Source organism: Corynebacterium felinum (assembly GCF_030408755.1).
Taxonomy (GTDB): Bacteria; Actinomycetota; Actinomycetes; order Mycobacteriales; family Mycobacteriaceae; genus Corynebacterium; species Corynebacterium felinum.
Genome location: NZ_CP047209.1, coordinates 236911 through 260904 on the forward strand (window position 1 = coordinate 236911; position 23994 = coordinate 260904).

A 23994-nucleotide genomic window follows, 5' to 3' on the forward strand; every position below is an offset into this window, starting at 1 on the left:
TTCATGTCTCCAAAGCTTACAGTCTTGTGGCTTAGTCAAAAGATTTTTCGTGCCGTGGCGTTGTTGGCGAGCATGCTGTGCGCGCCGCAGCTGGTAGCTGGGCAGCTTATGCTCGTGTCGACGTCGTCACGCGTGCTGCGCATGCGCGGCGTTATCGTGTGCGACGTGTACTGATGAAACCACCCACATGCACTAAAAGCCCAGTTAAAGGCCCGATGATAAGGGCAAGACAGCTCGCCATCGACAGCGACAGGGGCAAGAACATGATGCCGATTGCAACACAGGTAGCAACCATCCACCCGTACAAATACAGACGATGCTGATCAACAGCGACAGCAGCAGTTCCCGTGATCATCAGCGATGCCGTGCACGCAGCCCCAACAGTAAGCACACCAAGCACAGAACCTGGGGCAATAAAGCCAGCGGGAAGCACGAAGCCCAAAATCCACGGACCACAAAGCCAGGCAGCACCTGCACCACACAACCCAATAACCCACACGAGGGCCAGCGGCTGGATCACTGCGCGCACAATCTGGTGAGAGTGCGCAACGAAACGCACAATAAGCGAGGACTGGAACTGCTGAAGCGGCAGCAGTAAGGGAGCGCGAGTGAGGATCACCGCATAAACAATCGCAGCACCCAAAGCCGCATCAGGGTGCGCGAACTGCACTATCGTGGGAAACCCTGTGATCACAATGGCGGTCGCGCCACTGGCAGCCATCGCGTAACCTGACTTTGCCAAAAACTGTCGCACATCAACATCCGCACGAGCCGTGCCGCATGCGCGCACATCTTTATGCAGCGCTACGATCACAATCCAGCTCAACGCGCCAAGAACCGTAATCACCATAAACGCCACCAAATGCGCGCCTAAAAGCCAGGCAATAATCGCCACAATCATGCGGCTGGCAGTATCGATAATGATCAACGTAGCGTAGCGATTCCACAACTGAAGACCAGAAATAATCCCGCCCACAGTCGCCTGAATGGCATAACTTCCAAGCCCAATAGCCAAAAGTGCTGCGCCAAGAACAGGGTGGGTGGACACAAGCCGTGAAATCCATAACGGGGCAGACAACCCAACAAGAAGCACCGTGGCAGCTGCGATGCCCAGCCCCACTTTTAATGGCGACGCCGCGAGCACATCAGCCTGCTCAGCTTGTTGACCAGCAGAAACAGCGCGGGTTGTCTCTTGTAATAAGCCAGTCAGAATGCCCGTGATGGCAAAAAAGAACCCCCAATAGGCGGCAAATTCGGTGGCACTGGAAGTATCGTCACCAAATGCCCGCGCAGCAACAATGATGACAACAAACCCTGAAATCCCAGCAATCAGAGTTGCGATCGTCATCGAACGCACATGATGCGTGCTTGTTTTCATCGATCACTCCTGCGAGGAAACGGCGGTAATTCGCGCTGCTGAACCCAACACGCCCACAGCGCCTCAAACTCCTCGCAGTCAATGTTTTCTTCCACACACACCCTGCGCACCTCTCGTTTCACATCCACCGGTTCCACAACACTATGCCGACCAGAGGCAACATAGCGCTGAAGCATCCGGAAAAACGCAGCATCTCCCAGCAAACAACGCAACGCATGCACCGTTAGCGCACCGCGCTTGTACACACGATCATCAAACATATCGACCGGGCCTGGATTAGCAAGCAGAAGATCCTTCGGCTTCGCAACCAAACCCTGATAGTGCTCAAAAGCACTGGTTTCAGCAGGGATACCGGCCGAGTGTTCAAACCACAACCACTCCGAATAGCAAGCAAAACCCTCATTGAGCCAAATATCATCCCACTGGGCCAACCCCAGCGAATTACCAAACCACTGATGCGAAAGCTCATGAGCAATCAACCGCTCATACTTCTTATCCCCACACGCATGATTCGCACCAAAAGTAGACAAACCCTGAGCTTCCAAAGGGATTTCCAACTCATCCTCAGTAATCACCACCGTATACGTGGGGAAAGGATACGGCCCAAACAACCGTTCATACAGATTCAGCATCGCCGCCTGATCAGCAAACTCCGTACGGAAACCCGCCTCACACGAAGGAGGAAGATACGCATGAATCGGCACCGAGGCACCATCAAGAACAACATGCTTGTACTCGCCCACATGAATCGCCGCAAGATAACTCGCCATCGGACTAGCACTATGAAAATGCCACACACCCCGCCGACCCTTGCGCTGATAAGACTTCAACACACCCGTAGCAACCGCCGTGTACTGTGCATCAGTGGTGATACGAATATCGTAAGTAGCCTTCTCATCAGGAGTATCATCACACGGAAACCACGTACGAGCACCACAGGGCTGGCTGGCAACAAGACTGCCATTACTCAATTCCTCCCACCCAATCGCCCCCCACGGAGACGAAATCGGAGAAGGATTACCCTGATACCGAATGCTTAAATAAAATTCCGTATCCTCCGGAATCTCCTCAGCAAAACTCACACGCAACTTATGGTTGCTGTGCTTAAACTTAGCCACCCGGATCGCACAAGCCCCACTAGCATGAGCTTTGACCGAACGCACCGACATCGAATCGGCAAGATCCAACGTCAACGTAGACAACGGCCGATAATTCACGCAGCGAATCTCAGCCGACGCACCCAACCGATTCGGGCCAACAGAATAGTCCACATCAAGCATGTAATGGCGAATATGGAAACCAAGATTAAACGGAATGCCCGTGTAGGCGTCGACAAGCCCCGGGATCGGAGTGCTACGAAGTGCGTGAGTACTCATGATAATTGTGTCGCAATCCAACTATAAATAAGTGCTTCCATAAAAGCAGTCTGCCTATTATTCGCAGCCCCAGCATGGCCACCTTCAGAATTTTCATAATAAGCAACCGGCTGGCCAGCCCCAAGCAACGCATTCGCAAACAACCGCGCATGCGCCGGATGCACCCGATCATCACGCGTCGAAGTAGTCACCAACGCCGGCGGATACGGGCGAACCGCATGATCGACCACCCGCGCCAACGGCGAATACTGCTCAAGCACAGCCCGCTCGTGGGCAATATCAGGATCACCATACTCCGCCATCCACGAAGCCCCAGCCGACCACGTATGGTAACGAAGCATATCAGTCAACGGCACCTGAACAATCGCCCCACCAATCTTCTCCGGATACATCGTCACAGCAGTAGCCGACAACAAACCACCATTCGACCCACCGCGGACAAACGTGCGCGCCGGGGTGGAATAGCCGCGGGCAACGAGGTCATCGAGCACCGCCTGGTGATCTTCAAACACGCGCATACGGTTTGTTTTCGTTGCCTGCTGGTGCCAGTGCGGTCCGTATTCACCCCCGCCACGCAGATTGGCTTGAACATAAAAATAGCCGCGACTTAACCATGCGTGCCCGCGCACCGCGGAGTAGGAGGGAAGAAGTGACACCTCGAAACCACCGTAGGCGTACACCAGTGTCGGCTGAGGCTCGGTGCGGGAGAAATCGCCGGTGATGAAGTACGGAACTTCAGTGCCGTCTGCGCTGGTGGCAAAGTGCTGGCGGGTCTGAATACCGGCGCTATCAAACAGAGCTGGCGCAGTTGCGATCGCTTCGAGCGTATGGCCGTCGAAGCGGTAGAGGGTGTCGGGTTGGGTGAAGCTGGAAGCGCCAAGCCATACTTCCTCGGAATAGTTGGTGGCAGAAACAATGCGTGCTGTTGCAAGCTCGGGAAGTTCGAGCGGTTGGGCGATGAAACTGCCCAGCTCGTAGGCTGTGATGCGACTAGCGACGTGGTGAAGAGTGATGGTGTAGAGGTGAGTTTTGCTAAACGAGATATTTTGCAAACTATGCGCCTGTGTGGGGCGGAAAAGAAGTTGAAAGTTGCGCTCGCCACAAAGGAATGCATCGAGCGCGATCACGCCGAGGCCACCTGCGGGGATGGTGCGGTAGTCGGTGCGGGGCATAACGAACAGCCAGTTTTGGCGCAGCGCTATCTCGCAGTCTTCAGGAAGTTCGAGGATTTGCAGCCCAGAATCGGTGTGGATGAAGGTGCGGGAGGTGTAAAAATCGAGGATGCGGCGGACAATGATGCGTTCGAATCCGGGTTCGGTTTCTGCCCACGCGCTCACAAGCAGGTCGTCGCTTTTGCCGCTGAACAGCTCGTCGGCGTCGGCAAGCTGCTGGTTTCGCCTAAGGATCCGCGCACTTTTGGGGTATCCGGAAATGGTGAGCGTGCCGGGGCCGAAATCGGTGCAGACGATCAGCGTGTCGTGGTCGATCCACGAGACTTGGGATCTGGCTTCGGGGATGAAAAAACCTTGCTCAAGCAGCTGTTTTTTATCAAGGTCGAACTCGCGGATGGTTGCGGCATCGGCGCCACCACGAGAGAGTTTGATCAAGGCGCGATCGTTTTCTTTCCGAATCACCGCGCCTTGCCAGACCCAGTTTTCTCCCTCTGCCTGCGCTAATGCATCGATATCGAGCAGGATTTCCCAGTCGGGGGTACTGTCACGATAGCTGCTTAAGGTGGTCCGTCGCCATAACCCGCGCGGATGAGCGCCGTCTTGCCAAAAGTTATAGAGGTGCTCGCCAACGCGGGCGACGTATGCGATCCTGTCATCATTGTTCAGGATTTCGAGTAGTTCGGCATCAAGCTGCTTATCGACGCCGCCCGCTGTGTGCTCGGACCAAGACGTCGCCCACGCTAAAGCGTCGGGGGAGTCAATGGGGATAAGCGGGGAAGGATCAGAAAGAAACTGCGCTGCAGACATATATCGAAGACTACAACAATCCCCGCATAATCCTAGGAATGGAAAGCGCGGTCAAAGGTTGCCCACGAACCGCGGAGATCATCCTGCCAGTAACCCCAAGAATGGGTGCCGGTGGGGCGAAGGTTCCAATCAGCTGGGATTCCCAACTTATCCATCTTTGCCTTCAGATCGTGAGTACAACCATTGGTGGCAGCCTCAATGACGCCACCTTCCACAATGGTGGTGGTAGCGGCCACGGACTGGATGAATGGATGGTGCTCGCGCAAACGTGGACCACTTGGCATATCCCATGCGCCTGCTAAGCCGGAACCATTGGATACATACACATGGGTGTTGCGCAGCCCCTCGGCTTGGGCGACTGCATCATTCCAATGCCATGTTGGGCTTCCCAATGGCCCCCACATTTGGGTGGGGTTGGCATCCGCACGCTGCAGGGTAAGGCCGATGAAGGCCATGGGCATTGGCTTCGCGGAAGCGTAGCAGCCGGAGAACGCGCCCACGCCGTCGTAGAAACCGGGGTTGTGCTGTGCTAACAGGACAGCGGAGGTTGCCGACATCGACATACCAGCAATCGCACGCTTACCGTTTGCCTTCAGGATTCCTTCAAGTGGGCCAGGCAGCTCACGGGTGAGGAAGGTTTCCCACCGCTGCTTACCCCCAAGCTGGGGCATATCTTCAACCCAGTCGGTGTAGTACGAGAAGCGGCCCGACATAGGGATAACAACGTTGACGTCCTTATCCTTATAGAAATCAATCACGTCGGTCTGCATCAACCAGTTGGCCAAGCCTTCACCACCATCGCCACCATTGAGCAAGTAAATGGTAGGACGCTGAGGATTCGCTGCCTTAAGGACCACCAGTGGGATAGCACGATTGTCCATGGCAGGGGACGTGGCCCACATTTCAACAACGCGATCGCCATCCACTTTGGAACGCCACTTCGGGTTCTCGGCAAGGTTCGGCCCCACACTAACCTGGGAAACAGGGGCGTTTCCAGCAAGTTGTGCTGGGCTCACCGGTGCGGACTGAGCTGGGGCGGCAACGACGATTGAAAGGGCGCACGCGACAGCGGCCACGTGTCGTAGAGTTCTTCTCATCAATGATCCTCAAAATAAATGTGGGCGTTTTCACTACTACATCGCGGTAATGAACGCAGGTGTTAGCCCTGCGCTTAAAAAAGATATGTTACTAGAGTTTAATGAGTGATGTTCAGTTGTAACGAGAAGAACAAAAAGAACGCTCTACAATAAGAAGATCATTTGTGTAATCATTACCCCGTATTCCTTCAGAAAGAACAGGTTTTCCATGGTAACTAATGTTGTTGAACAGATCATTGTTCGTTTCAATGAAATGATCGGAGCCATCATCCATCTTGGATCTTCCGCATCGAGCAACTTCGCTGTCGCTTTGGGCTTGGTCTAAGCACACCTTAGGATGCATTTTCCCTCACCCGCACCGGCCGAAGCGCTCGGACGTGGGTGAGGGTTTCGTCGCATCTGGGCAAAAAGGCGACATTTATTCCATTTTTCCGTATTCTAGTTCTCGTGACTGAACATTATGACGTAGTAGTACTCGGCGCTGGCCCAGGTGGCTATGTGTCCGCTATCCGTGCAGCTCAGCTTGGTAAGAAAGTTGCTGTAGTAGAAAAGCAGTACTGGGGTGGTGTCTGCCTCAACGTGGGCTGTATTCCTTCCAAGGCTCTGCTGAAAAACGCAGAAGTAGCTCACATCTTCAACCACGAGGCGAAGACCTTCGGCATTTCCGGCGAGGTTTCTTTCGACTTCGGTGCTGCACACGCACGTTCCCGCAAGGTTTCTGAGGGAATTGTGAAGGGTGTGCACTACTTGATGAAGAAGAACGGCATCACCGAAATTGACGGTTTGGGCTCCTTTAAGGATGCAAAGACTCTGACGATTTCCGAGGGTAAGGATGCTGGCAAGACCATCACCTTCGACAACTGCATCATTGCTACCGGTTCGGTAGTTCGCTCTCTTCCAGGCGTGACCATCGGCGGTAACGTCGTGTCCTTCGAGGAGCAGATCCTCAACCCTGAAGCACCAGAGTCCATGGTGATTGTGGGCGCAGGTGCTATCGGCATGGAGTTTGCCTATGTTTTGGCAAATTACGGTGTCAAGGTCACCATCGTGGAGTTTATGGATCGCGTTCTGCCTAACGAAGACGCAGACGTATCCAAGGAAATCGCTAAGCAGTACAAGAAGCTCGGCGTGAAGCTGCTCACCGGCCACAAGACCACCGCTATTCGTGATCTTGGTGGAGCTAACGGCGTTGAGGTTGATGTGGAGTCCAAGGACGGTTCCAAGTCTGAAACCCTCAAGGCTGACCGTGTTATGGTTTCCATCGGTTTTGCTCCTCGCACCGAAGGCTACGGCCTAGAGAACACTGGTGTGAAGCTGACCGATCGTGGCGCTATCGCTATCGATGACCGCATGCGCACCAACGTTGAGGGCATCTACGCTATTGGCGATGTGACCGCTAAGCTGCAGCTTGCTCACGTGGCTGAAGCGCAGGGCGTGGTGGCTGCAGAAACCATCGCTGGTGCTGAAACCCAGGAACTGGGCGATTACATGATGATGCCTCGTGCAACCTTCTGTAACCCACAGGTTGCTTCCTTCGGTTACACCGAGGAGCAGGCAAAGCAGAAGTTCGAAGGACGCGAGATTAAGGTTGCCTCCTTCCCATTCACTGCAAACGGTAAGGCTCAAGGCTTGGCTGAGACCGCAGGTTTTGTCAAGATTGTTGCTGATGCAGAATTCGGTGAGCTCCTTGGTGCGCACATGGTCGGTGCCAACGTGTCCGAACTGTTGCCACAGCTGACTCTGGCACAGCGTTTCGATCTCACCTGTGAAGAAATCGGCCGCAACGTGCACACCCACCCAACCCTGTCTGAGGCAATGAAGGAAGCTGCTGAAGGCATCATGGGCCATATGATCAACCTGTAAAAATTTCTTTGACAAAGCACCCAATACGATTGTCACCTTGAGGCATGCGTATTGGGTGTTTTCTTGTGCGGGGGCAAAGGTAAAGGCGTGGGATTGGCTTCGTGGCGACGTCGAAAAGCGTGCATCTGAAAGAGGGGGTAGCGTGAGCAAAAGGAAAAAGAAAAACTATAAAGTGGATTCGACGACTAAAAAACCACTTTAAGGAAAAGACAATGGAATCCCAGCAACCGAAGATTCGCGTGAGTAGTTTTCACCGCAACTGCGTTGCCCATGCGCTGAAATTTGCCCTCGATGACGGCCAGTTGGATTTTATGGAATACACAACCCGCAACAATCAAGCGATGCACGCGGTTTATCGCGACGAACTGCAGCCTCTTCTTGCGGATCTCGATTTCGGGCCGTCCATGCCGCATGTGCAGGAGCCGGGGTACTGGGACGCTGTCACGGCGCGTTTTCATAGCCCCATCATGCCTGAGCAGCTTCACAATGCAGACCTGCTACCCCGCGCGGACATGACCCCTTACAGCAGTGAGAATAGCGTAGCGTCACAGCGAAACTTCCTGCTGCCTGCCACCCACGGTGGGGTGGGTAATAGCATTTCTTTTTTCAGCAGCAACAAGCGGGTCGGCTCGTGGGTGTGCGCACCCGAACATACTGCTCTCTGTATTTTCGGTTCGACAAAGCTTGACTTCACAAAGGCTCAGGTAACCTCCATGCGCACCACAGTGATGGTGAACAATATTTTTGGCGAGGTGGTGATCATCGTGCCAGAGCATTGTGAAGTTGAAGATAATGTGCAGGCAATCTTTGGTGAAGTGTCGCGCAAAGACCGGAGGAAACACAGCCAACACACCGACTTAAGTCACGGTGCACCAGTAATCAGCATTGAAGGCTTGTGCCTGTTCGGTTCCGTGGTTATTAAGCGAGTGCCAACAAAATCTTAAATGGTGATAAAAGTACGGACTCGTCAGTAGCGTCGTTGATACCATCGTGATCATGGATCTTAATGAAGAACTCCCCCATGAGGTTGCATACAAGTGCCAGAACCTTCTAGCGATCGACGAAGAAATCGCTGGCGAGATTCTCGAAAGTTTGTGGACATTAATTCTCTGCGGTGACTGTGCCGAGGATGAACTTGTTCACACCTTATGCGAATGCGTGGAAGATGAAACTGACGAAGACTGTGATGAAGCCACTGCTTATGCGGTGGTGAATCATTTACTTCAGGCACGTGCGCAGCTTCTTGCCCAGTTCGGTGAGATTCATAGCCGCTTAACAGCAGCCTTTGAGCAATTACAGGAGCGGGGATTGTTAGCTTTGCAGGATTTCACCTGTTGTTCTACCTGTGGACACCATGAGGCGGGGTCGCGGATGTACAAGGAGAAAAAGCGCGGCTACGTGTTTTTCCACCGACAAGATACTGAGGTTTTCTCACCGGGGAAATGCGTTTGAAACGCTGACCTGTGGTTTTGGGGGTTTTGTGGGTGTGTCGTAACGAAAGCACGCGGGGTTCTTACTCAGAATGGTTTTTGATACAGGAAAATCAAACTGAAAGGAACTCCCGCGTGCTTCGCTATTCTGCCACACTTGACGTCCCAATTTCCACTGCACGTACCATCAGCGCTTGGCTTCAAGCTCATCGCCGTCGACATGACCTTCGCCCCCATCAACGTGCCACAACGTGTTGGGAGCAAGCAATTATGCTTCTACGCTGGCTTTATGAAGCAACAAGTATCGCTACTATTGCTCGTGATGCTCGTGTTTCACAAGCCACAGGCTACCGCTACATCCATGAAGCACTCAGGGTTGTTTCCGCCAAATCTCCCACCCTCATCGACGCACTACGCCATGCCAAGGACGCCAATAATCTTTTCGTCTGCCTTGACGGAACACTCATCCGAACAGACCGCGTAGCGAGAAAGAACCCGAAAAACCGTCACGATCTGTGGTATTCCGGAAAACATAAGGCATTTGGTGGCAATGTACAGGTGCTCACTGACGAGAGTGGGTACCCACTATGGGTATCCTCAGTATCTCCTGGATCAACCCACGACATCACAGCAGCGCGTGAGCATGTTCTTGATGCAATAAGCACTGTTGATATTTGCGTTCTTGCCGACAAAGGCTACATTGGTGCAGGTCACAACGTACACACACCGATCAGAGGAAGGAATCTGGCAGATGACGAATACGAGTACAACCGTCGTCTTAACGGTTTGCGAGCACCATCAGAACGAGCAAACGCCATGCTCAAACAACTCAAAGCACTACGGCGTGTAACACTATGCCCTAAAACCATTACAGCCATCGCAAAAACTGCTTTAGTCGTCCTACACCTAGCCCGCAAAATACTCTGGTGAGAAAACCTCACTGAATCTTTGGTGTATTCAGGGGTGACTTATCTGTGCTACGGAGCTAACGAAACGACGAAAATGAGCCGTCAAGAATGGGAATTTCTTGATTCGTCGGAAAAAGAAAAACAGCACTGCATGATGGTTCGTGAGCTTGTAGAAAATGATCTTCAGCCCGTTTTTGCCGATCACGATATTGAATTTGAATGGGATGGGGAAATAGCCGGTGCGATGCTGATTAAAAACTGTGATTACTTCGCGCCTGTGCGCTGAGTTTTCCCATTCCCCCTGCACATCGTTGGTTGAGCAGTGATGTGCTAGGGAAGTGGGCGCAAGAGATGAAGGCATTTAGTACGGTGCCACGTTTGAGCTGTGCGGATCGACAGTAATCGTCCGATTGATAGCGGGGAAGGCTCGTTGCGCACAGTTTTCCCGGGTGCATACCCGACAACCTGCACCGATCGGGACAGCGGAGGAGAAATCCCGCAGGTCAAAACCAGTGGCATAGACCGTGCGGTCGGCATGGCGCGCGTCGCAGCCAAGGCCAATGGCAAAGAGTTTGCCGGTTTCGCCAAAGCGACCTTGGTGGTGCTTGACGGTTCGAGCGATCCACAAATAGTTGCGACCATCAGGCATTTGAGCAAGCTGGCGCATAATAGTGCCAGGATTGGCGAAAGTTTCATACACATTCCACAAGGGGCAGGTACCGCCAGAATGAGTGAAATGAAAGCCCGTGGCGGACTGGCGTTTGCTCATATTTCCAGCACGGTCGACACGAACGAAAGTGAAGGGGATGCCGCGAAGCTTTGGTCGCTGCAGGGTCGAGAGCCGGTGGCACAACGTTTCATATCCCACCCCGAACATTTGGCATAAATACTCGATATCGTAGCCACTGCGCTCAGCTTCCTGGTGGAAAAGGCGGTAGGGGAGCATAAGTGCGGCGGCGAAATACGATGCGACGCCACGTAAGGCAAGCATGCGTGCTTCTTCGGTGGTGAAGTGGTGGGCGTCGACGAGCTCATGCATGATCTCGCCCGCTTCTAAATAGCCCAGTTCAGCGGACATGCGGAAGGCGCGCTGGCCGGCAACCAAGCGTGACGATAGAGTCAACGTGCCCGTCGAAGTATCAAGATGATGCAGCTTATTGCCGATTTCAGCACCGGTTGAGACTGAAATATTGTGCCGGTTGGTCAAACGCTGCGACAACGCCTCTTCAGTGTTGCGAATAGCGAAGGTCGATACAGAAAGCTCCTGCGCGATTGTCTCCGCAGCAATGTCGAGGGTATGGAGGTAATTTTGGCGGGCGTAAAAGAAATCGCGGACCTCATCATGAGGCATCGAAAGAGCCTGCGCTACGGCTGGCTGATGCGCGGCGGTGTGGCGCACATCAGTAGCCACGGAAAGCTTGTCGCGAACGTTGCGATAACGCCGGTGCATATCCACCATGGTGCGAGCAATCTCAGGATGATTTTGCACCATGTCTGCTAAGTCGTGCAGGGGGATAGGGGATTTGCACAGCTCTTGGTCCAAAATCACATCTTGAATTTCTGCAAGAAGACGTGAGTCATCGTCGCGTGAGAAAAAGGTGGCGTCAACGCCAAAAGATTCCGTAATGCGGTTGAGTACAGGAAGCGTGAGGGGGCGAACGTCATGTTCGATTTGATTCACGTAGCTTGCAGAAAGGCCAAGGGTCTGTGCGAGTGCGGCCTGGCTTAAGTCTCTCTCCCTGCGTAGCTGACGCAAACGGGAGCCAACATAGGTTTTCGCCATGCATGCATCTTAGCCTACGTTTGTGACTACCGTCACTTTTGCGAGGTCATTTGCAAGTTTTTAACACAATTTTGTGAACAACGAGCGTGAGCTGACAACTTTGTGAAAGCTGATCCAGTCCCATTTTGAGCTTTTGCGCAGGTAGTTGGAAGAAATTTGAATTACATTCATGAAGTTTCGATAAAGCGTCAGTAGACAATTAGACAAGGGGGAAAGGATCAATATTTCGATTGATCCCAAAAGGGTGGGATTTCCTGCGGGGGTGGAAAGCTGAGAAAATTGTGAGATAAGCCATTATGTCACTTCCCGCGCCACTAAAAGTGCTGTTGATGGGCATGAGTGAACCAGTTGAAAATAACAGCCAAAGGTCAGGCTATCCTAAATTGCAGGTCGAAGGGCATTTTTGCCCATGTGAGGTGAATCACGTCGCGGCCAAGTGAGTGGTTTAACAACCATAAACCCTAATAAAGTAAGGGCGACACTGGAGGTGCCATGACTGTAAATAACATCGACCGTGACGCAATCGCTCACGGCAAAATCACTGAAAAGCCGCTGCGTGAGCGGCCAAAGTACCCGACCTGGGCTCTGAAACTGACGATGGCCATTACCGGCCTCATCTTCGCAGGCTTCGTCGTGTTCCACATGGTCGGTAACCTGAAAGTTTTCCTTCCTCACTATGAGGACGGAACCCACCCAATTGACGTGTACGCACACTGGCTGCAGAAGGAAGTTCTGTACCCACTGGTGCCACACGGCTGGTTCGTGTGGATCTTCCGTCTGGTCCTGCTGGCAGCGATTGCGCTTCATATCTACGGCGCGTTCGCACTGACCAAGCGCTCTCACCAGTCCCGCGGTAAGTTCCGTCGCACCAACCTCATTGGTGGTATGAACTCCTTCACCACCAAGACCATGCTGGTCACCGGCATTGTGCTGCTTGCGTTCATCGTCTTCCACGTGCTGGATCTGACCGTTGGCGTGCAGCCAGCAGCAAGCGATGTCTTCGAGCACGGTGCAGTGTACGCAAACATGGTTGCGAGCTTCTCTCGCTGGCCAGTGACGATCTTCTACGTTATCGCCATGGTTGTACTCTTCCTGCACCTGTCCCACGGCATTTGGCTGGCAGTCTCCGACCTCGGCATCACCGGCAAGCGCACCCGCGCGGTCCTGCTGGTTATCGCGTACCTGGTCCCAGCAGCCGTCATGATCGGCAACATCTCGATCCCGCTTTCCATCGCCTTGGGCCTGGTTGGCTAGGACTTTTCAAAGGACGAAAAGGTAATACATATGAGCACTCACTCTGAGACCGTAACTCGCCCTGAGTTCAACCACCCAGTATCTATCGTTCCTGGTGTTGTTCCAGGCACCGTGCTGGAGGCTAATGAGCCCAAGGGCGTCCCAACCAAGGACATGTGGCAGTATCACAAGGACCACATGGAACTGGTTTCCCCGCTGAACCGTCGTAAGTTCCGCGTTCTCGTCGTTGGTACCGGCCTGTCCGGTGGTGCCGCTGCGGCCGCTCTCGGCGAGCTTGGCTACGACGTTAAGGCTTTCACCTACCATGACGCTCCTCGCCGTGCGCACTCTATTGCTGCGCAGGGTGGCGTGAACTCCGCTCGTGGCAAGAAGGTCGACAACGACGGCGCATACCGCCACGTGAAGGACACCGTGAAGGGTGGCGACTTCCGTTGCCGCGAGTCTGACTGCTGGCGTCTGGCGTACGAGTCTGTACGCGTTATCGACCACATGAACGCAATTGGTGCACCGTTCGCACGCGAATACGGTGGCGCTCTTGCTACCCGTTCCTTCGGTGGTGTGCAGGTTTCTCGTACTTACTACACCCGTGGTCAGACCGGTCAGCAGCTGCAGCTGTCCACCGCGTCTTCCCTGCAGCGTCAGATTCACCTCGGCACCGTGGAAATCTTCACCCACAACGAGATGGTTGATCTGATCATCACCGAGAAGGACGGCCAGAAGCGCTGCGAAGGCTTGATCATGCGTAACCTGATCACCGGTGAGCTGACCGCTCACACTGGTCACGCCGTGATTCTTGCTACCGGTGGCTACGGCAACGTTTACCACATGTCCACCTTGGCGAAGAACTCTAACGCTGGCGCTATCATGCGTGCCTATGAGGCGGGCGCTTATTTCGCGTCGCCGTCCTTCATTCAGTTCCACCCAACTGGTTTGCCAGTGAACTCTGAGTGGCAGTCGAAGACCATTCTGATGTCTGAGTCTTTGCGTAACGACGGCCGTGTCTGGTCCCCGATCAAGCCTAACGATGATCGTGACCCCAACACCATCCCTGAGGAAGAGCGTGACTACTTCCTGGAGCGCCGTTACCCAGCGTTCGGTAACTTGGTTCCTCGCGACGTTGCATCCCGCGCTATCTCCCAGCAGATCAATGCTGGTCTGGGTGTTGGTCCGCTGCACAACGCTTCTTACCTGGACTTCCGCGACGCTATCGAGCGTCTTGGGCAGGCAACCATCAAGGAGCGTTACTCCAACCTCTTCCAGATGTACGAAGAGGCAATTGGTGAGGACCCCTACACCACTCCGATGCGCATTGCTCCAACCTGCCACTTCACCATGGGTGGCCTGTGGACCGACTACAACGAAATGACCTCCATCCCAGGTCTGTTCGCTGCAGGCGAGTGCTCCTGGACCTACCACGGTGCAAACCGTCTGGGTGCTAACTCCCTCCTGTCGGCATCCGTGGATGGCTGGTTCACCCTGCCATTCACCATCCCGAACTTCCTCGCTGGTTACCTCGGCCAGGAGCGCCTCTCTGAGGACGCACCAGAGGTGAAGGTTGCTCTTGACCGTGCACAGGCACGCATCAACAAGCTGATGAACATCAAGGGCGATAACCCTCACGGTCCTGAGTACTACCACCGCCAGCTCGGTGAAATCCTGTACAAGTACTGTGGTGTTGCCCGCGATATTGAAGGCCTGAAGCAGGGTATTGAAGAAATCCGTGCACTGCGCAAGGACTTCTGGGCAAATATGCGTATGACTGGTACCGATAAGGAACTTAACCAGGTTCTTGAGTACGCAGCACGTGTTGCTGACTACATCGATCTGGGCGAGCTGATGTGCGTTGACGCACTGGATCGCGATGAGTCTTGTGGTGCACACTTCCGCGATGATCACCTCTCCCCTGAAGGTGAAGCTGAGCGTGACGACGAAAACTGGTGCTTCGTTTCTGCATGGGAGCCTGGTGCACAAGAAGGCGAATTCATCCGCCACGCTGAACCACTCGTATTCGAAGCTATCCCTCTGATGACAAGGAATTACAAGTAATGAAACTGCATCTTGAAATCTGGCGCCAGGCCGGACCAAATCACGAGGGCCGCTTCGAGTCTGTGACCGTCGAGGATGCTGTCCCTCAGATGTCCATCCTGGAATTGCTCGACCACGTCAACTCCGGCATGGTTGAGCGCGGCGAAGAGCCTTACATGTTCGCCTCCGACTGCCGCGAGGGTATCTGTGGTACCTGTGGTTTGCTCGTGAACGGACGTCCACACGGCCTTGAGCAGAACAAGCCTGCGTGCCAGCAGCGTCTGCTCAACGTCGCAGACGGCACCACCTTGAAGATTGAGCCTTTCCGCTCTGCTGCTTTCCCAGTGATCAAGGACATGATCGTCGATCGTTCTGCCCTTGACCGCGTGATGCAGCAAGGTGGCTACGTTACTGTTAACGCGGGTACTGCACCTGATGCTGATACCCTGCACATGAACCACCAGACGGCTGAACTTGCACTGGATCACGCAGCCTGCATCGGCTGTGGTGCTTGTGTGGCAGCGTGCCCGAACGGCGCAGCGCACCTGTTCACTGGTGCTAAGCTGGTTCACCTTTCCCTGATGCCTATGGGTAAGGAAGAGCGTGGACGTCGCGCCCGGAAGATGGTCGATGAGTTGGAGACCAACTTCGGTCACTGCTCTCTCTACGGTGAGTGTGCGGATGTGTGCCCTGCAGGCATCCCGTTGACTGCTGTTGCGGCTATCAACAAGGAACGTGCTCGCGCGTTCTTCACCGGCAAGGACGCTTAAAACAAGTTCATGTACCCCCGAAAAGGGAATTATCGCCAGTGAGCAGAATTTTCCAACTGGTGGAGAATTGCTACACTGGCGGTAATAGCTTAAACCCCTGCTGAGGGGCACTAATTAAACTTGAAAAGCCCAGTAGAAAGGCATTTTAATGTCCGCTGAGAAGCACGTAGCTGAATATCCAGTATTCGACGGCCAAGAATCCAGCCGTATGCACTACATCGAAGGCTACGATCCCGTCAGCCTCATGGCACCGCATTCCTCCCTGCAGCGCACCAGCACTTGGGTGGGTATGGGTCTTGTGCTGACCTCGCTTGCTGGCTTCGGCATGATTATTTTCGGCGCAGCTACCCACATTTACGAAACCCAAGAATCGGCGTCCTTGTACCTGATTCTCGGTCTCGTTGTGGCAGCTGTGTGCTTGGTCGGTGGTTTCGGTCTGATCCATTATGGTCGCCGCTACTACCGTCAATACCGCGCAGAAACTGGCCGTATTAACTAACGGCTCAGCTGTGTAGCCCTTAGTATCCCTAAGGCATCTCCAGCATCGTAGGCTCGCAAGGATTGGTCACTTGAAGGTGATCAGTTCTTTCGGGCCTACTTTGCGTTGTGCCTGAAAGTTTTTAGGTTGTGTTCGTGAAAAAATCTACAGTCATTATCCTCATCTTGATTAGTGTGATCACTTTTATTTCGGCGATCCAGCTGGGTCAGTTGGCGTGGCAGTTGTGGCAGGAAGAGCGTATGCCTGTTGTTGGGGTCGAGGTGTAGTTTTCACGATGTCAGATCTCGTGTTTGCGCAGTGCTGTGACTGTGGTTTTCGGCAATAATAGAAGAATGACTCCTACTCGTTTAGCGGTTCCTGGTCCGTCTCCAGAAATGGAAGCTTTCCGCCGTAAAGAATTACGAAAATATAAAAGCCTTGCTACTGGGCTGCTTATTTTTGCAGCCGTTATTTTTTTGGCCTGCCGGTGGTATGAAACTTATGTAGACCCAGATGCAACGTGGGTGGGGTTTGTTCGCGCGGCCTCTGAAGCTGGCATGGTTGGTGGTTTAGCGGACTGGTTCGCTGTTACGGCGTTGTTTCGCTATCCGTTGGGTTTAAAGATTCCGCATACGGCGATTATTCGCCGTAAGAAGGATCAGGTGGGGGAGGCGTTAAGTGGTTTCGTGGGGGAGAATTTTCTTAATGCTGAGCTGATTACTGAGAAGGTTTCTCAAGCTCAGGTTCCTGAGAAGATTGCTCAGTGGTTGGTTGTGGAAGAAAATGCTAAGAAAGTGTCGCGTGAGGTTGGTAAGCTTGCTTCCAATGCGATTCAGGCGCTTGATCCGCAGGATGCGGAGGCATTGATTCGCCATCAGCTTGTCGATAAGCTCGCCCAGCCTGAGTGGGCGCCTCCTGTGGGCCGAATTTTAGATCAGCTCATCGACGGTGGTCATGTGGAGCCTATTGTTGATCAGTTGATTGAGTGGGGGCATAAGAAGGCTTTGTCTAGTGAAGCGTTTATTGTGCGCTTGCTGGATGAGCGTGCCCCTTCGTGGGCGCCGAAGTTCATTAATGAGCTTGTTGGCGATAAGGTGTACCGCGAGTTGATTACGTGGACGGAGTCTGTGTGTGCGGATAAGAATCATGAGGCGCGACAGGCTATCCGGAATTTCTTTGTGAAGTTTGCGCATGATTTGCAGCATGATCCGGTGATGATCGCGAAGGTTGAGGATTTCAAGGCTGATGTGATGGCGTCGAAGCCTGTTCATGATGCTGCAGGTATGCTGTGGAAGTCGGCGCGTGCAAATATTGTTGCGGCTTGTGAGGATCCTTCATCGATGCTTCGTGTGAAGATCGTTGAGTTGTGCATGCAGTGGGGTTCGCGGCTTAATTCGGATGAGCAGATGCGTGACAAGCTCGATCAGCGTATTACGGGTTGGGCTGCGTTTTTAGCGGATAATTATGCTGATGAGGTGACGAGCATTATTTCTGAGACGATTGAGCGTTGGGATGCGAACGAAGCAAGCGAGAAGATTGAGCTGATGGTTGGTAAAGATTTGCAGTACATCCGGGTCAATGGCACTGTTGTGGGTGCGTTGGCAGGACTGGTCATTTACTCGGTTTCTCATCTATTGTTTGGTTAATGTACTTGCGAGTGAAGGATTTTCTACCATGATGCTAGATGCTATTGATCCACTGTCTATTTTTAGGTTGGCGGTTTTGGTGTTGTATCTCGCAATTGCAGTTTTTGGTGTTGCTGGTGCGATCACAGCGCTGATGACCCGCGATGATGCGTTTGATGCGGCTGACCGTAAGCCGAAGTTGGTGTGGGTGGCGATCTTGATTGGTTCGGCTATTGCGGTGAGTTTGAATGTGTATTTCCTTTCGTGGATCGGCATTGTGATGATCGGTTTGTACTGGTTTGATGTGCGTCCGCAGATCAGGAATATTCTTAACGGCAATTACGGCTGGTAATGAAGATTTATTCAACTGCGCTGGGCAGGTGCGTTGATGCTCAGCAGGTGCGTGCTCTTTCGACACCCGTGTGTGTTCCTGCGAACTGGGTTGAGGTGGCAGGCTTCGGGTGTGCTACTGTTGTGGGTTTTCCGACAGGGCAGCATCACGCTCTTGTGAAGGCTTCTGAGGCGCGGCTGGCGGTGAGTCAGGGTGCGGAGCTTGTTGTTGTGGTTCCGGCTCCGCATGCGGTGTTGGGTGATGATCATGCGCTGATGCTGGAGCTTGTGACTATTCGTGAGGCTGTGGCGTATCCTACGACGCTCGTTGTGGTTTTTGATGCTGAGCTTATCGACGTCGACCGCATGCGGTCCTGTGCGCGACTGGCCCGCACGTGTGGTGTGGATGCGTTGATGTCGAGCGTGAGTGAGTCGGATCCGGCCAGTGATGCGATTTTGGCGGAAGAATTGCCTGTGGTGGGGATTGGCATGGAAAAGCCCGAGCGCGCCGTTGTGTGGCTGCGCACGGGCTTGTAAGTGTTTATTTGGTTGGCGTAGTTGGGGTGGTGTTGAGCTCATTCATGGCTTCGAGTGGGACGTTTTCGCCGTACATTTTCAGTTGTAGTCCGCCGTCGACGACGGTGGCGCCACGAACAGTTAGTCCTTGTTGGGAGAATTCGTCGAAACCGCCGCTGAGTGCTTCGGTGATTGCTTGTGAAACAGTTTCGGGCAGGTCAAAACCGAGGAGGTTTGCTTTTGTTGCTTCGAAGTTTAATGATCCGTTGACAAGCTTTGGTTGGAATGTCAGTGTTGCTGCTCCGTTGTTGAACTCTACGTCGAAGGAGTTGCGATCGGCGTGTGAATTGAAATCAGATACCTTGATCAAGTTGGAGAGGAATTGACTTGCTAGTCCTGCGAAATCGTCTGGATTAGCGGTTTCGATTTGCGGCTGGGATTCTTTTAAACCGTTTTGGATTTGGGCAAGGAGGAAATCGTCGCTGAGGGTTGTCTCGATCGACATGGTGCGGATTCTGCTTGCTGGATCCTGTGAAAGTGGAAGCCCTTCGATAACCATATGGGTTTTGGGCTGTCCGGTAACAGTGCCGTCTGCGGCAATTGCGGCGGTGTCGGGGGCATCGATTTCGAGGTAGCCGATTTCGCCACGCACGATTCCTGTTAGAACAGGTGTGGCACCGAAGGATACGGTGCTTTTTTCGGCGCCAGCCTCAGGGGCGCCGGAGATTTGATTTTTGAGGAACCACCGTAGGCCAAATTCTGCGGCGAAAAGTAGCACCACGAGGATGACGACAATACCAATGAGAATTTTCGGAGCCGACTTACCTTTTGTCATAACATCCCAGTTTGGCGGAAAACTTCTTTTCGCGCCACCTTTTCCTTTCAGCTTCTATGTCGTGTGTGTCCGTATGGATGTTTTTTACGATGAGGAGCCGTGATTGGTTGGTTGTGCAGGCTTTATTACCCCCAAGTGGTCAGATACCTTGTTGGTTTTTCGGTGGTGTGAGGGGAGCATCGCTGAGAGTTTTTCAGATTGGTAGGGGGTGACGGTTCCTTTGGGGTTGTTGTTGAGGTGGCGGTGGCGGACTTATGCCACCGCCATAGGTGTTATTTGTCGCGTTCGTGGCGTGGTTTGAATACGTCTGCGCCGATGACGCGGGGGACTACTTTGGGTGCTTCGCCTAGAAGGTCGAGGAGGTTTTTATCGCGTTCTGCTTGTTGGAGTACTCCTTTAACCGCTGTGCGTCGTGTCCGGTTGGTTGTGCGCCTGCGATTATTCGCCTGCTGCCCACCACCAGCGCCAGCACCAGTACCACCCATGGGTGCCCCGCCTGCCATCGTTGATCCACGACCACCAGCACCACCAGTACCAGCACCAGTATTGGAATTGTTTCCTGTGCCTTGTCCGTTGTTGTAGGGGCTGTGACCCCGATGGGACCCACCACCCGAACCAGAGCCCGAACCCGAACCGGAACCGACGCCAGAGCCGGTTGGGTTGTGTCCCCTACCAGTGTGCGAGCCACCCGGGCGATGAGAACCACCAACACCAGCACCATACCCACCTGCACCTGTACCTGTGCCTCTGCCACCACCGGTGCCGGTGCCGGTGGTGGTGTTGGTTCCTCCAACATGGTTGCTACCAGCGTGGTGCGGCATCGTATGCGACACCCTATGATGCTGCGTGTTTCCACCGGCAATGTGTGACTGTGCAGTGCCACCAGCATAAGAACCACCACCATAGCCTGCACCTGCACCTGCACCCCAACCAGTAGCATTACCAACACCACTGTGTGTGGCTGGGTGTTGATGGGCATTAAGTGGGTTAATAGTTGCAGGATCAAGCCCTAGCGCGGATTGCTGGGTTGCTACCTGATCTAACACCCGTTCAGCAAGTTCGTGAGGTTCAAGGTCAAGCTCTCTAGCCGCCTGTTGGGTATTCTGCACCCAGTTGGTGGTAGAGATTGTGCTGGTTGCTTCGTTCGTGCTTCCCCCGCCTGCGCCTGCGGGTGCAGGTTCCATCAGGTGGCGTGTTACAGGCATTGCTGCGGTTGCTGCGGTTGCAAGGGCTGTACGGAAGCCTTGGAGGAAAAGTTGTTCTGCTTGCTGGGCAACAACGATGCCTCCTTGGGTGGCGCGGAGTGCGTTGACTTTAGCAACTGCTGCTGTCACCTGCGGGGCAAACCCTGGTGCGATTGCTGATAGCGCGGTGGTAGATTGTGCCATCAGCGCAGCATTCTGAGCGAAGTTCATGCCCGATTGCGCCATGGTAGTAATAGCGGTGTTTGCTTTTTCAAAGGGGGTGCCTTTGTTTGCTGCGATCAGTTCACTGGCCACGCTGTTTAACCGGTCACTGATCGCAGTGGCATCACGTGCCAAACTCCCCCAAATATCTGCTGCTTCTATCGCTGCTGCGTTGTTGGTGGAAGCAAGAGCTGAAGCAAGTTGTTCTAAGCTTGCTGCTTGATTCACAACTGGTGGTGGGAAGTTGAATCCTTCGAATCCTAGGTCAGGGCGGGTAGGGAAATAGACCCTGGGAAACATTGGGACTCCGGTTTCTTCCAGGATGCGATCGAACTCATCGGTGGCAAACCGGTTCATGCCTGAAAGTGAGTAGTAGTTGGCATAGAGGTTTTCTTCCAACCATTTCACCTGACGTTCAAAGGCTGTGAGCATATCAAAAGCACTCCCAGCCCCACCATGAAGAACCCGACCGTGTTGTTCCCCGAGCTGGTCTAAACCACTCACCGATGAAAAACTTCCGTTAAGTGGGCTTTTAGTGGAATACAAAGCAGCAGATTTTGACTCTTTGCTGAGTTGTTCAAGGGTGTGAACGCTGTCTGTGACTTGTTGTTTATCCATGAATAGGGTCATTGGAATCCTCCTTTAGTACGTAGTTTTTCAAGGGTTTCATACGCCTTCCAACACAACTCATCCTTCGTTGGTGTGGCTCTACCTGTGTGTCCGAAGGTGATGCTGATTCGACCATGTTTCGTGCTGATGGCAGCATCACAATGTATATTTTCATCTTCCCTGGGCAGGTTGCTGAAGTAGATGCGCTCATCAATCCCGGGGAACGTCGCATCAATAATCAACCCATGGTCGCGAAGAAATGAATACTGGGCAAAGTGCGTTGATACACTGAAGGCTCCATGGATGCCGTCGGTTGTATGAACCTCGCTCATGCCACAATCAATCATCGGAGTTGAGTCCCTCCTCGTCATCGAGATTTTTTCTAGTCCGATCTCTGCGAGTTCTTCTGGGGTGAAGGTGTCGCACAGATCGTACAGGGTGTTGTTGGGGTCAAACTTGTCGAAGGCCTCAACGTATTCCCTGTTTGGTGGCAGGGGGATCATGCTGGGTTTGGGCGGTGACTCCCACGTTTCAAAGGGGTAGGTTTCTTCAGTAGTCGTGCTGTCCGCGGATTGGGTGTCCTGTGGTGGCGTACAACCAGAAAGTGTCACGGCGCAACAGGTGGCAAGTGCTGTGAGAATACGTGTGCGCATTAAACCTCCCGTGGGGTTGTGCTTGGGGTAGTTCTGTGCCCCAATATATAAACACTGCACAATGGGCGTGTGTGTTCCCCCTATCAGAGGGAAAACTGCGACCATTTGCCCCGCTGAAAATAGTGAACAATCTTCCACAGCTTCACCAATGTTTACTTTGACTGTGCTGCCACAGCAAAATAGGTACAGATTTCACATGTGGCCGAAAGCCCCTGCTGGTGAGGGGATAAAAATAGTGCAGCAACTACTGTGTAGTAGCAGTTTTCTACGAAAAGCATCCGGCTGAGTGTCAAGAAAAAGCACAGGCAGACGTTTCTGCGGATTCGGATGAGTTAGTAAACCTCATCCCATGCAATAGTCACCCGATTATCACGAACAAGTCCCCCACGATCGATCGCGAACTCGTGACGCAACATCTGCTTAGCCTCTTGCCAGCGAACCCTAGGGCCAAATGCTTCAAAACCACTAGCCCTAGCCCAGCAATCATCCGCGGCCTGGAGGAAATCATAAATTTTATGGCCGGGAATATTGTTGTGAATCAAGATTTTCGGCAGGCGCTCCGCAATATCAGAGGGTTTGTCCAGCTCCCACGGATTCCATGCAAGAGTTAACGAGCGCGGCCCGTTTTTATCAAGCAAGACCCATGTGGCACGGCGGCCAATTTCATCGCAAGTGCCTTCAACAAAATAGCCATCATCAGCGATCTTCGAGCGGACAAGATCCCACGCATCCCACACTTGGTCCACATCGTATTGGCGCAACACATTGAATGCTCGAACAAGCTGCGGTGTATAGCCTGCAAGCTCAAAACCGCCGAGTTCAAAGCGCACACCATCGCGGGGTGGAAGTACTCGTTCGGGATCAATTTCAAGCCCAACAACCTCAAACCGGGGGTTCATCTTCCGTAAGAAACGAGCCCACTCGCAGGTCGTGGTGTAGCTTTCCCCGTAGCCCACATCAATGGCTAAAGGCTTCCCCAGGCGAAAAGCTGCTTGGAGCTCAGGGTTATGAAAAACCCACCGGTCGCAGCGGCGCAGCCGGTTAAAGCCTGTAGTGCCACGTGTGATCACACCGATGGGTTTGGTGGTGTTTTTAGTGAAATCAGCGCGTTTGTTATGCCCGTGATATGCCATGGAAAAACACCAAAAATGGGAAAATTTTTTAAAGGTTTGCCGCGATCCACGCGTCGGTCAGGGCTGCCTCATTAGCGAACAGCTCGCCCAGAGCATCAGCGACCTTTGGCTCGATCGCAGGACCCATGAACGGAATGTTGACACTCACTTCGTTAGAGTAGGAAAGGGAAGTGGAATCACCAGCGCCGGAAAGCGCGATATCGCCCTTGAAATCAACAGGGGTGCCCTTCACATCAGCAGTGTAGGACAAGGAAGCGGACTCGCCATCCAGTGCGCCGACAGTGACGACTCGCTTCACCTTCAGTGCCTGCGAAATCATTGCGCGAACAGCTTCAGGCAAGATATCGAGCGGGAGTACTTCGTAGAGTACGACCTCTGCGCCGCCGTCGGTAAGGCTAAACTCGTGAACCTCACCTGGTTCAGGAGAAAGAGTGGCAGCAATATGCGCCCAGTAATCAGCGTTCGTCAAAGCGGCATGCACTTTTGATGCAGGCTGATTGATAGTTACAGTGTTTTCGCTACGCGTAGTCATGGTATACAGACTAC

General features: G+C 53.3%; 24 protein-coding genes. 14 read left to right on the plus strand and 10 right to left on the minus strand.

The genetic code is table 11. The annotated features are described in order from the left end of the window. Nucleotides 1–3: 3 nt before the first annotated feature. Nucleotides 4–174: a hypothetical protein gene (locus CFELI_RS01050; RefSeq protein WP_277104838.1), complete on the plus strand. Its 171-nt coding sequence runs from the start codon at nt 4–6 to the stop codon at nt 172–174. On the opposite strand, the gene CFELI_RS01055 is transcribed toward CFELI_RS01050, so the two are convergent. From CFELI_RS01055 to CFELI_RS01070, 4 genes are read right to left on the minus strand one after another with little or no spacing between them, the layout of a single operon-like run. Next, nucleotides 152–1348 carry a polysaccharide biosynthesis protein gene (locus tag CFELI_RS01055; RefSeq protein ID WP_290259163.1) on the minus strand — a complete coding sequence of 399 codons (1197 nt, stop codon included), beginning with the start codon at nt 1346–1348 and terminating at the stop codon, nt 152–154. The genes CFELI_RS01050 and CFELI_RS01055 overlap by 23 nt on opposite strands. Nucleotides 1349–1374: 26 nt before the next feature. Further along, the gene (locus CFELI_RS01060) at nt 1375–2754 is read right to left on the minus strand and encodes a M1 family metallopeptidase (RefSeq protein WP_277104840.1); all 1380 of its coding nucleotides are present in this window, start codon (nt 2752–2754) and stop codon (nt 1375–1377) included. After that, complete coding sequence (locus CFELI_RS01065; protein WP_277104841.1) at nt 2751–4733, minus strand: prolyl oligopeptidase family serine peptidase; 1983 nt, start codon at nt 4731–4733, stop codon at nt 2751–2753. Before CFELI_RS01065 ends, CFELI_RS01060 begins: the two co-directional genes overlap by 4 nt. 32 nt (nt 4734–4765) lie before the next feature. Further along, nucleotides 4766–5830, minus strand: coding sequence for an alpha/beta hydrolase (locus CFELI_RS01070; protein WP_277104842.1), 1065 nt, complete (start codon nt 5828–5830; stop codon nt 4766–4768). 447 nt (nt 5831–6277) lie between these two features. Here CFELI_RS01070 and lpdA point away from each other — a divergent pair, with 447 nt between their 5' ends. The 5 genes from lpdA (at nt 6278) to CFELI_RS01095 (ending at nt 10317) form a co-directional block, all read left to right on the plus strand. Then, a complete protein-coding gene (lpdA, locus tag CFELI_RS01075; RefSeq protein WP_277104843.1) occupies nt 6278–7693 on the plus strand; it encodes a dihydrolipoyl dehydrogenase in 1416 nt (471 codons plus the stop codon). A gap of 212 nt (nt 7694–7905) precedes the next feature. Then, the gene (locus CFELI_RS01080) at nt 7906–8637 is read left to right on the plus strand and encodes a DUF1707 SHOCT-like domain-containing protein (RefSeq protein ID WP_277104844.1); all 732 of its coding nucleotides are present in this window, start codon (nt 7906–7908) and stop codon (nt 8635–8637) included. Nucleotides 8638–8689: 52 nt separating this feature from the next. After that, on the plus strand, nt 8690–9145 hold the full coding sequence (locus CFELI_RS01085; protein WP_277104845.1) for a DUF6891 domain-containing protein: 456 nt from the start codon (nt 8690–8692) through the stop codon (nt 9143–9145). Nucleotides 9146–9258: 113 nt separating this feature from the next. After that, nucleotides 9259–10053 carry a transposase family protein gene (locus CFELI_RS01090; RefSeq protein ID WP_290258955.1) on the plus strand — a complete coding sequence of 265 codons (795 nt, stop codon included), beginning with the start codon at nt 9259–9261 and terminating at the stop codon, nt 10051–10053. 72 nt (nt 10054–10125) lie between these two features. Beyond that, nucleotides 10126–10317, plus strand: coding sequence for a hypothetical protein (locus CFELI_RS01095; protein ID WP_277103163.1), 192 nt, complete (start codon nt 10126–10128; stop codon nt 10315–10317). Between the two features lie 75 nt (nt 10318–10392). Here CFELI_RS01095 and ramB read toward each other — a convergent pair whose 3' ends face one another. After that, entirely contained in the window at nt 10393–11814 is a 1422-nt protein-coding gene (ramB, locus tag CFELI_RS01100) for an acetate metabolism transcriptional regulator RamB (protein WP_277103162.1), read from the minus strand. A 492-nt stretch (nt 11815–12306) separates the two neighbouring features. Here ramB and CFELI_RS01105 point away from each other — a divergent pair, with 492 nt between their 5' ends. The 8 genes from CFELI_RS01105 (at nt 12307) to CFELI_RS01140 (ending at nt 18833) form a co-directional block, all read left to right on the plus strand. After that, nucleotides 12307–13068 carry a succinate dehydrogenase cytochrome b subunit gene (locus tag CFELI_RS01105; protein WP_277103161.1) on the plus strand — a complete coding sequence of 254 codons (762 nt, stop codon included), beginning with the start codon at nt 12307–12309 and terminating at the stop codon, nt 13066–13068. Between the two features lie 30 nt (nt 13069–13098). After that, complete coding sequence (locus tag CFELI_RS01110) at nt 13099–15114, plus strand: fumarate reductase/succinate dehydrogenase flavoprotein subunit (RefSeq protein WP_277103160.1); 2016 nt, start codon at nt 13099–13101, stop codon at nt 15112–15114. Then, nucleotides 15114–15863 (plus strand): succinate dehydrogenase/fumarate reductase iron-sulfur subunit, encoded by a 750-nt coding sequence (locus tag CFELI_RS01115; RefSeq protein ID WP_277103159.1) that lies wholly within the window; start codon nt 15114–15116, stop codon nt 15861–15863. Before CFELI_RS01110 ends, CFELI_RS01115 begins: the two co-directional genes overlap by 1 nt. A 148-nt stretch (nt 15864–16011) precedes the next feature. Then, nucleotides 16012–16362, plus strand: a complete 351-nt coding sequence (locus tag CFELI_RS01120) for a hypothetical protein (RefSeq protein ID WP_277103158.1) — start codon at nt 16012–16014, stop codon at nt 16360–16362. Between the two features lie 134 nt (nt 16363–16496). Beyond that, the gene (locus CFELI_RS01125; RefSeq protein WP_277103157.1) at nt 16497–16628 is read left to right on the plus strand and encodes a hypothetical protein; all 132 of its coding nucleotides are present in this window, start codon (nt 16497–16499) and stop codon (nt 16626–16628) included. Nucleotides 16629–16694: 66 nt separating this feature from the next. Then, the gene (locus tag CFELI_RS01130) at nt 16695–17987 is read left to right on the plus strand and encodes a DUF445 domain-containing protein (protein WP_277103156.1); all 1293 of its coding nucleotides are present in this window, start codon (nt 16695–16697) and stop codon (nt 17985–17987) included. Between the two features lie 31 nt (nt 17988–18018). Beyond that, on the plus strand, nt 18019–18318 hold the full coding sequence (locus CFELI_RS01135; RefSeq protein WP_374724755.1) for a DUF2516 family protein: 300 nt from the start codon (nt 18019–18021) through the stop codon (nt 18316–18318). Beyond that, nucleotides 18318–18833, plus strand: coding sequence for a hypothetical protein (locus tag CFELI_RS01140; RefSeq protein ID WP_277103154.1), 516 nt, complete (start codon nt 18318–18320; stop codon nt 18831–18833). The genes CFELI_RS01135 and CFELI_RS01140 overlap by 1 nt, the downstream gene beginning before the upstream one ends. 4 nt (nt 18834–18837) lie before the next feature. Here the strand turns inward: CFELI_RS01140 and CFELI_RS01145 are convergent, their stop codons facing one another. From CFELI_RS01145 to CFELI_RS01165, 5 genes are all read right to left on the minus strand, one after another. After that, nucleotides 18838–19647 carry an LmeA family phospholipid-binding protein gene (locus tag CFELI_RS01145; protein ID WP_277103153.1) on the minus strand — a complete coding sequence of 270 codons (810 nt, stop codon included), beginning with the start codon at nt 19645–19647 and terminating at the stop codon, nt 18838–18840. Nucleotides 19648–19919: 272 nt separating this feature from the next. Beyond that, on the minus strand, nt 19920–21683 hold the full coding sequence (locus CFELI_RS01150) for a hypothetical protein (RefSeq protein WP_290259176.1): 1764 nt from the start codon (nt 21681–21683) through the stop codon (nt 19920–19922). After that, on the minus strand, nt 21680–22315 hold the full coding sequence (locus tag CFELI_RS01155; protein ID WP_277103667.1) for a DUF3558 domain-containing protein: 636 nt from the start codon (nt 22313–22315) through the stop codon (nt 21680–21682). Before CFELI_RS01155 ends, CFELI_RS01150 begins: the two co-directional genes overlap by 4 nt. Nucleotides 22316–22647: 332 nt before the next feature. Beyond that, nucleotides 22648–23448: a class I SAM-dependent methyltransferase gene (locus CFELI_RS01160; protein WP_277103666.1), complete on the minus strand. Its 801-nt coding sequence runs from the start codon at nt 23446–23448 to the stop codon at nt 22648–22650. Between the two features lie 28 nt (nt 23449–23476). Continuing rightward, nucleotides 23477–23980 carry a DUF2505 domain-containing protein gene (locus tag CFELI_RS01165; protein WP_277103665.1) on the minus strand — a complete coding sequence of 168 codons (504 nt, stop codon included), beginning with the start codon at nt 23978–23980 and terminating at the stop codon, nt 23477–23479. Nucleotides 23981–23994: the final 14 nt, after the last annotated feature.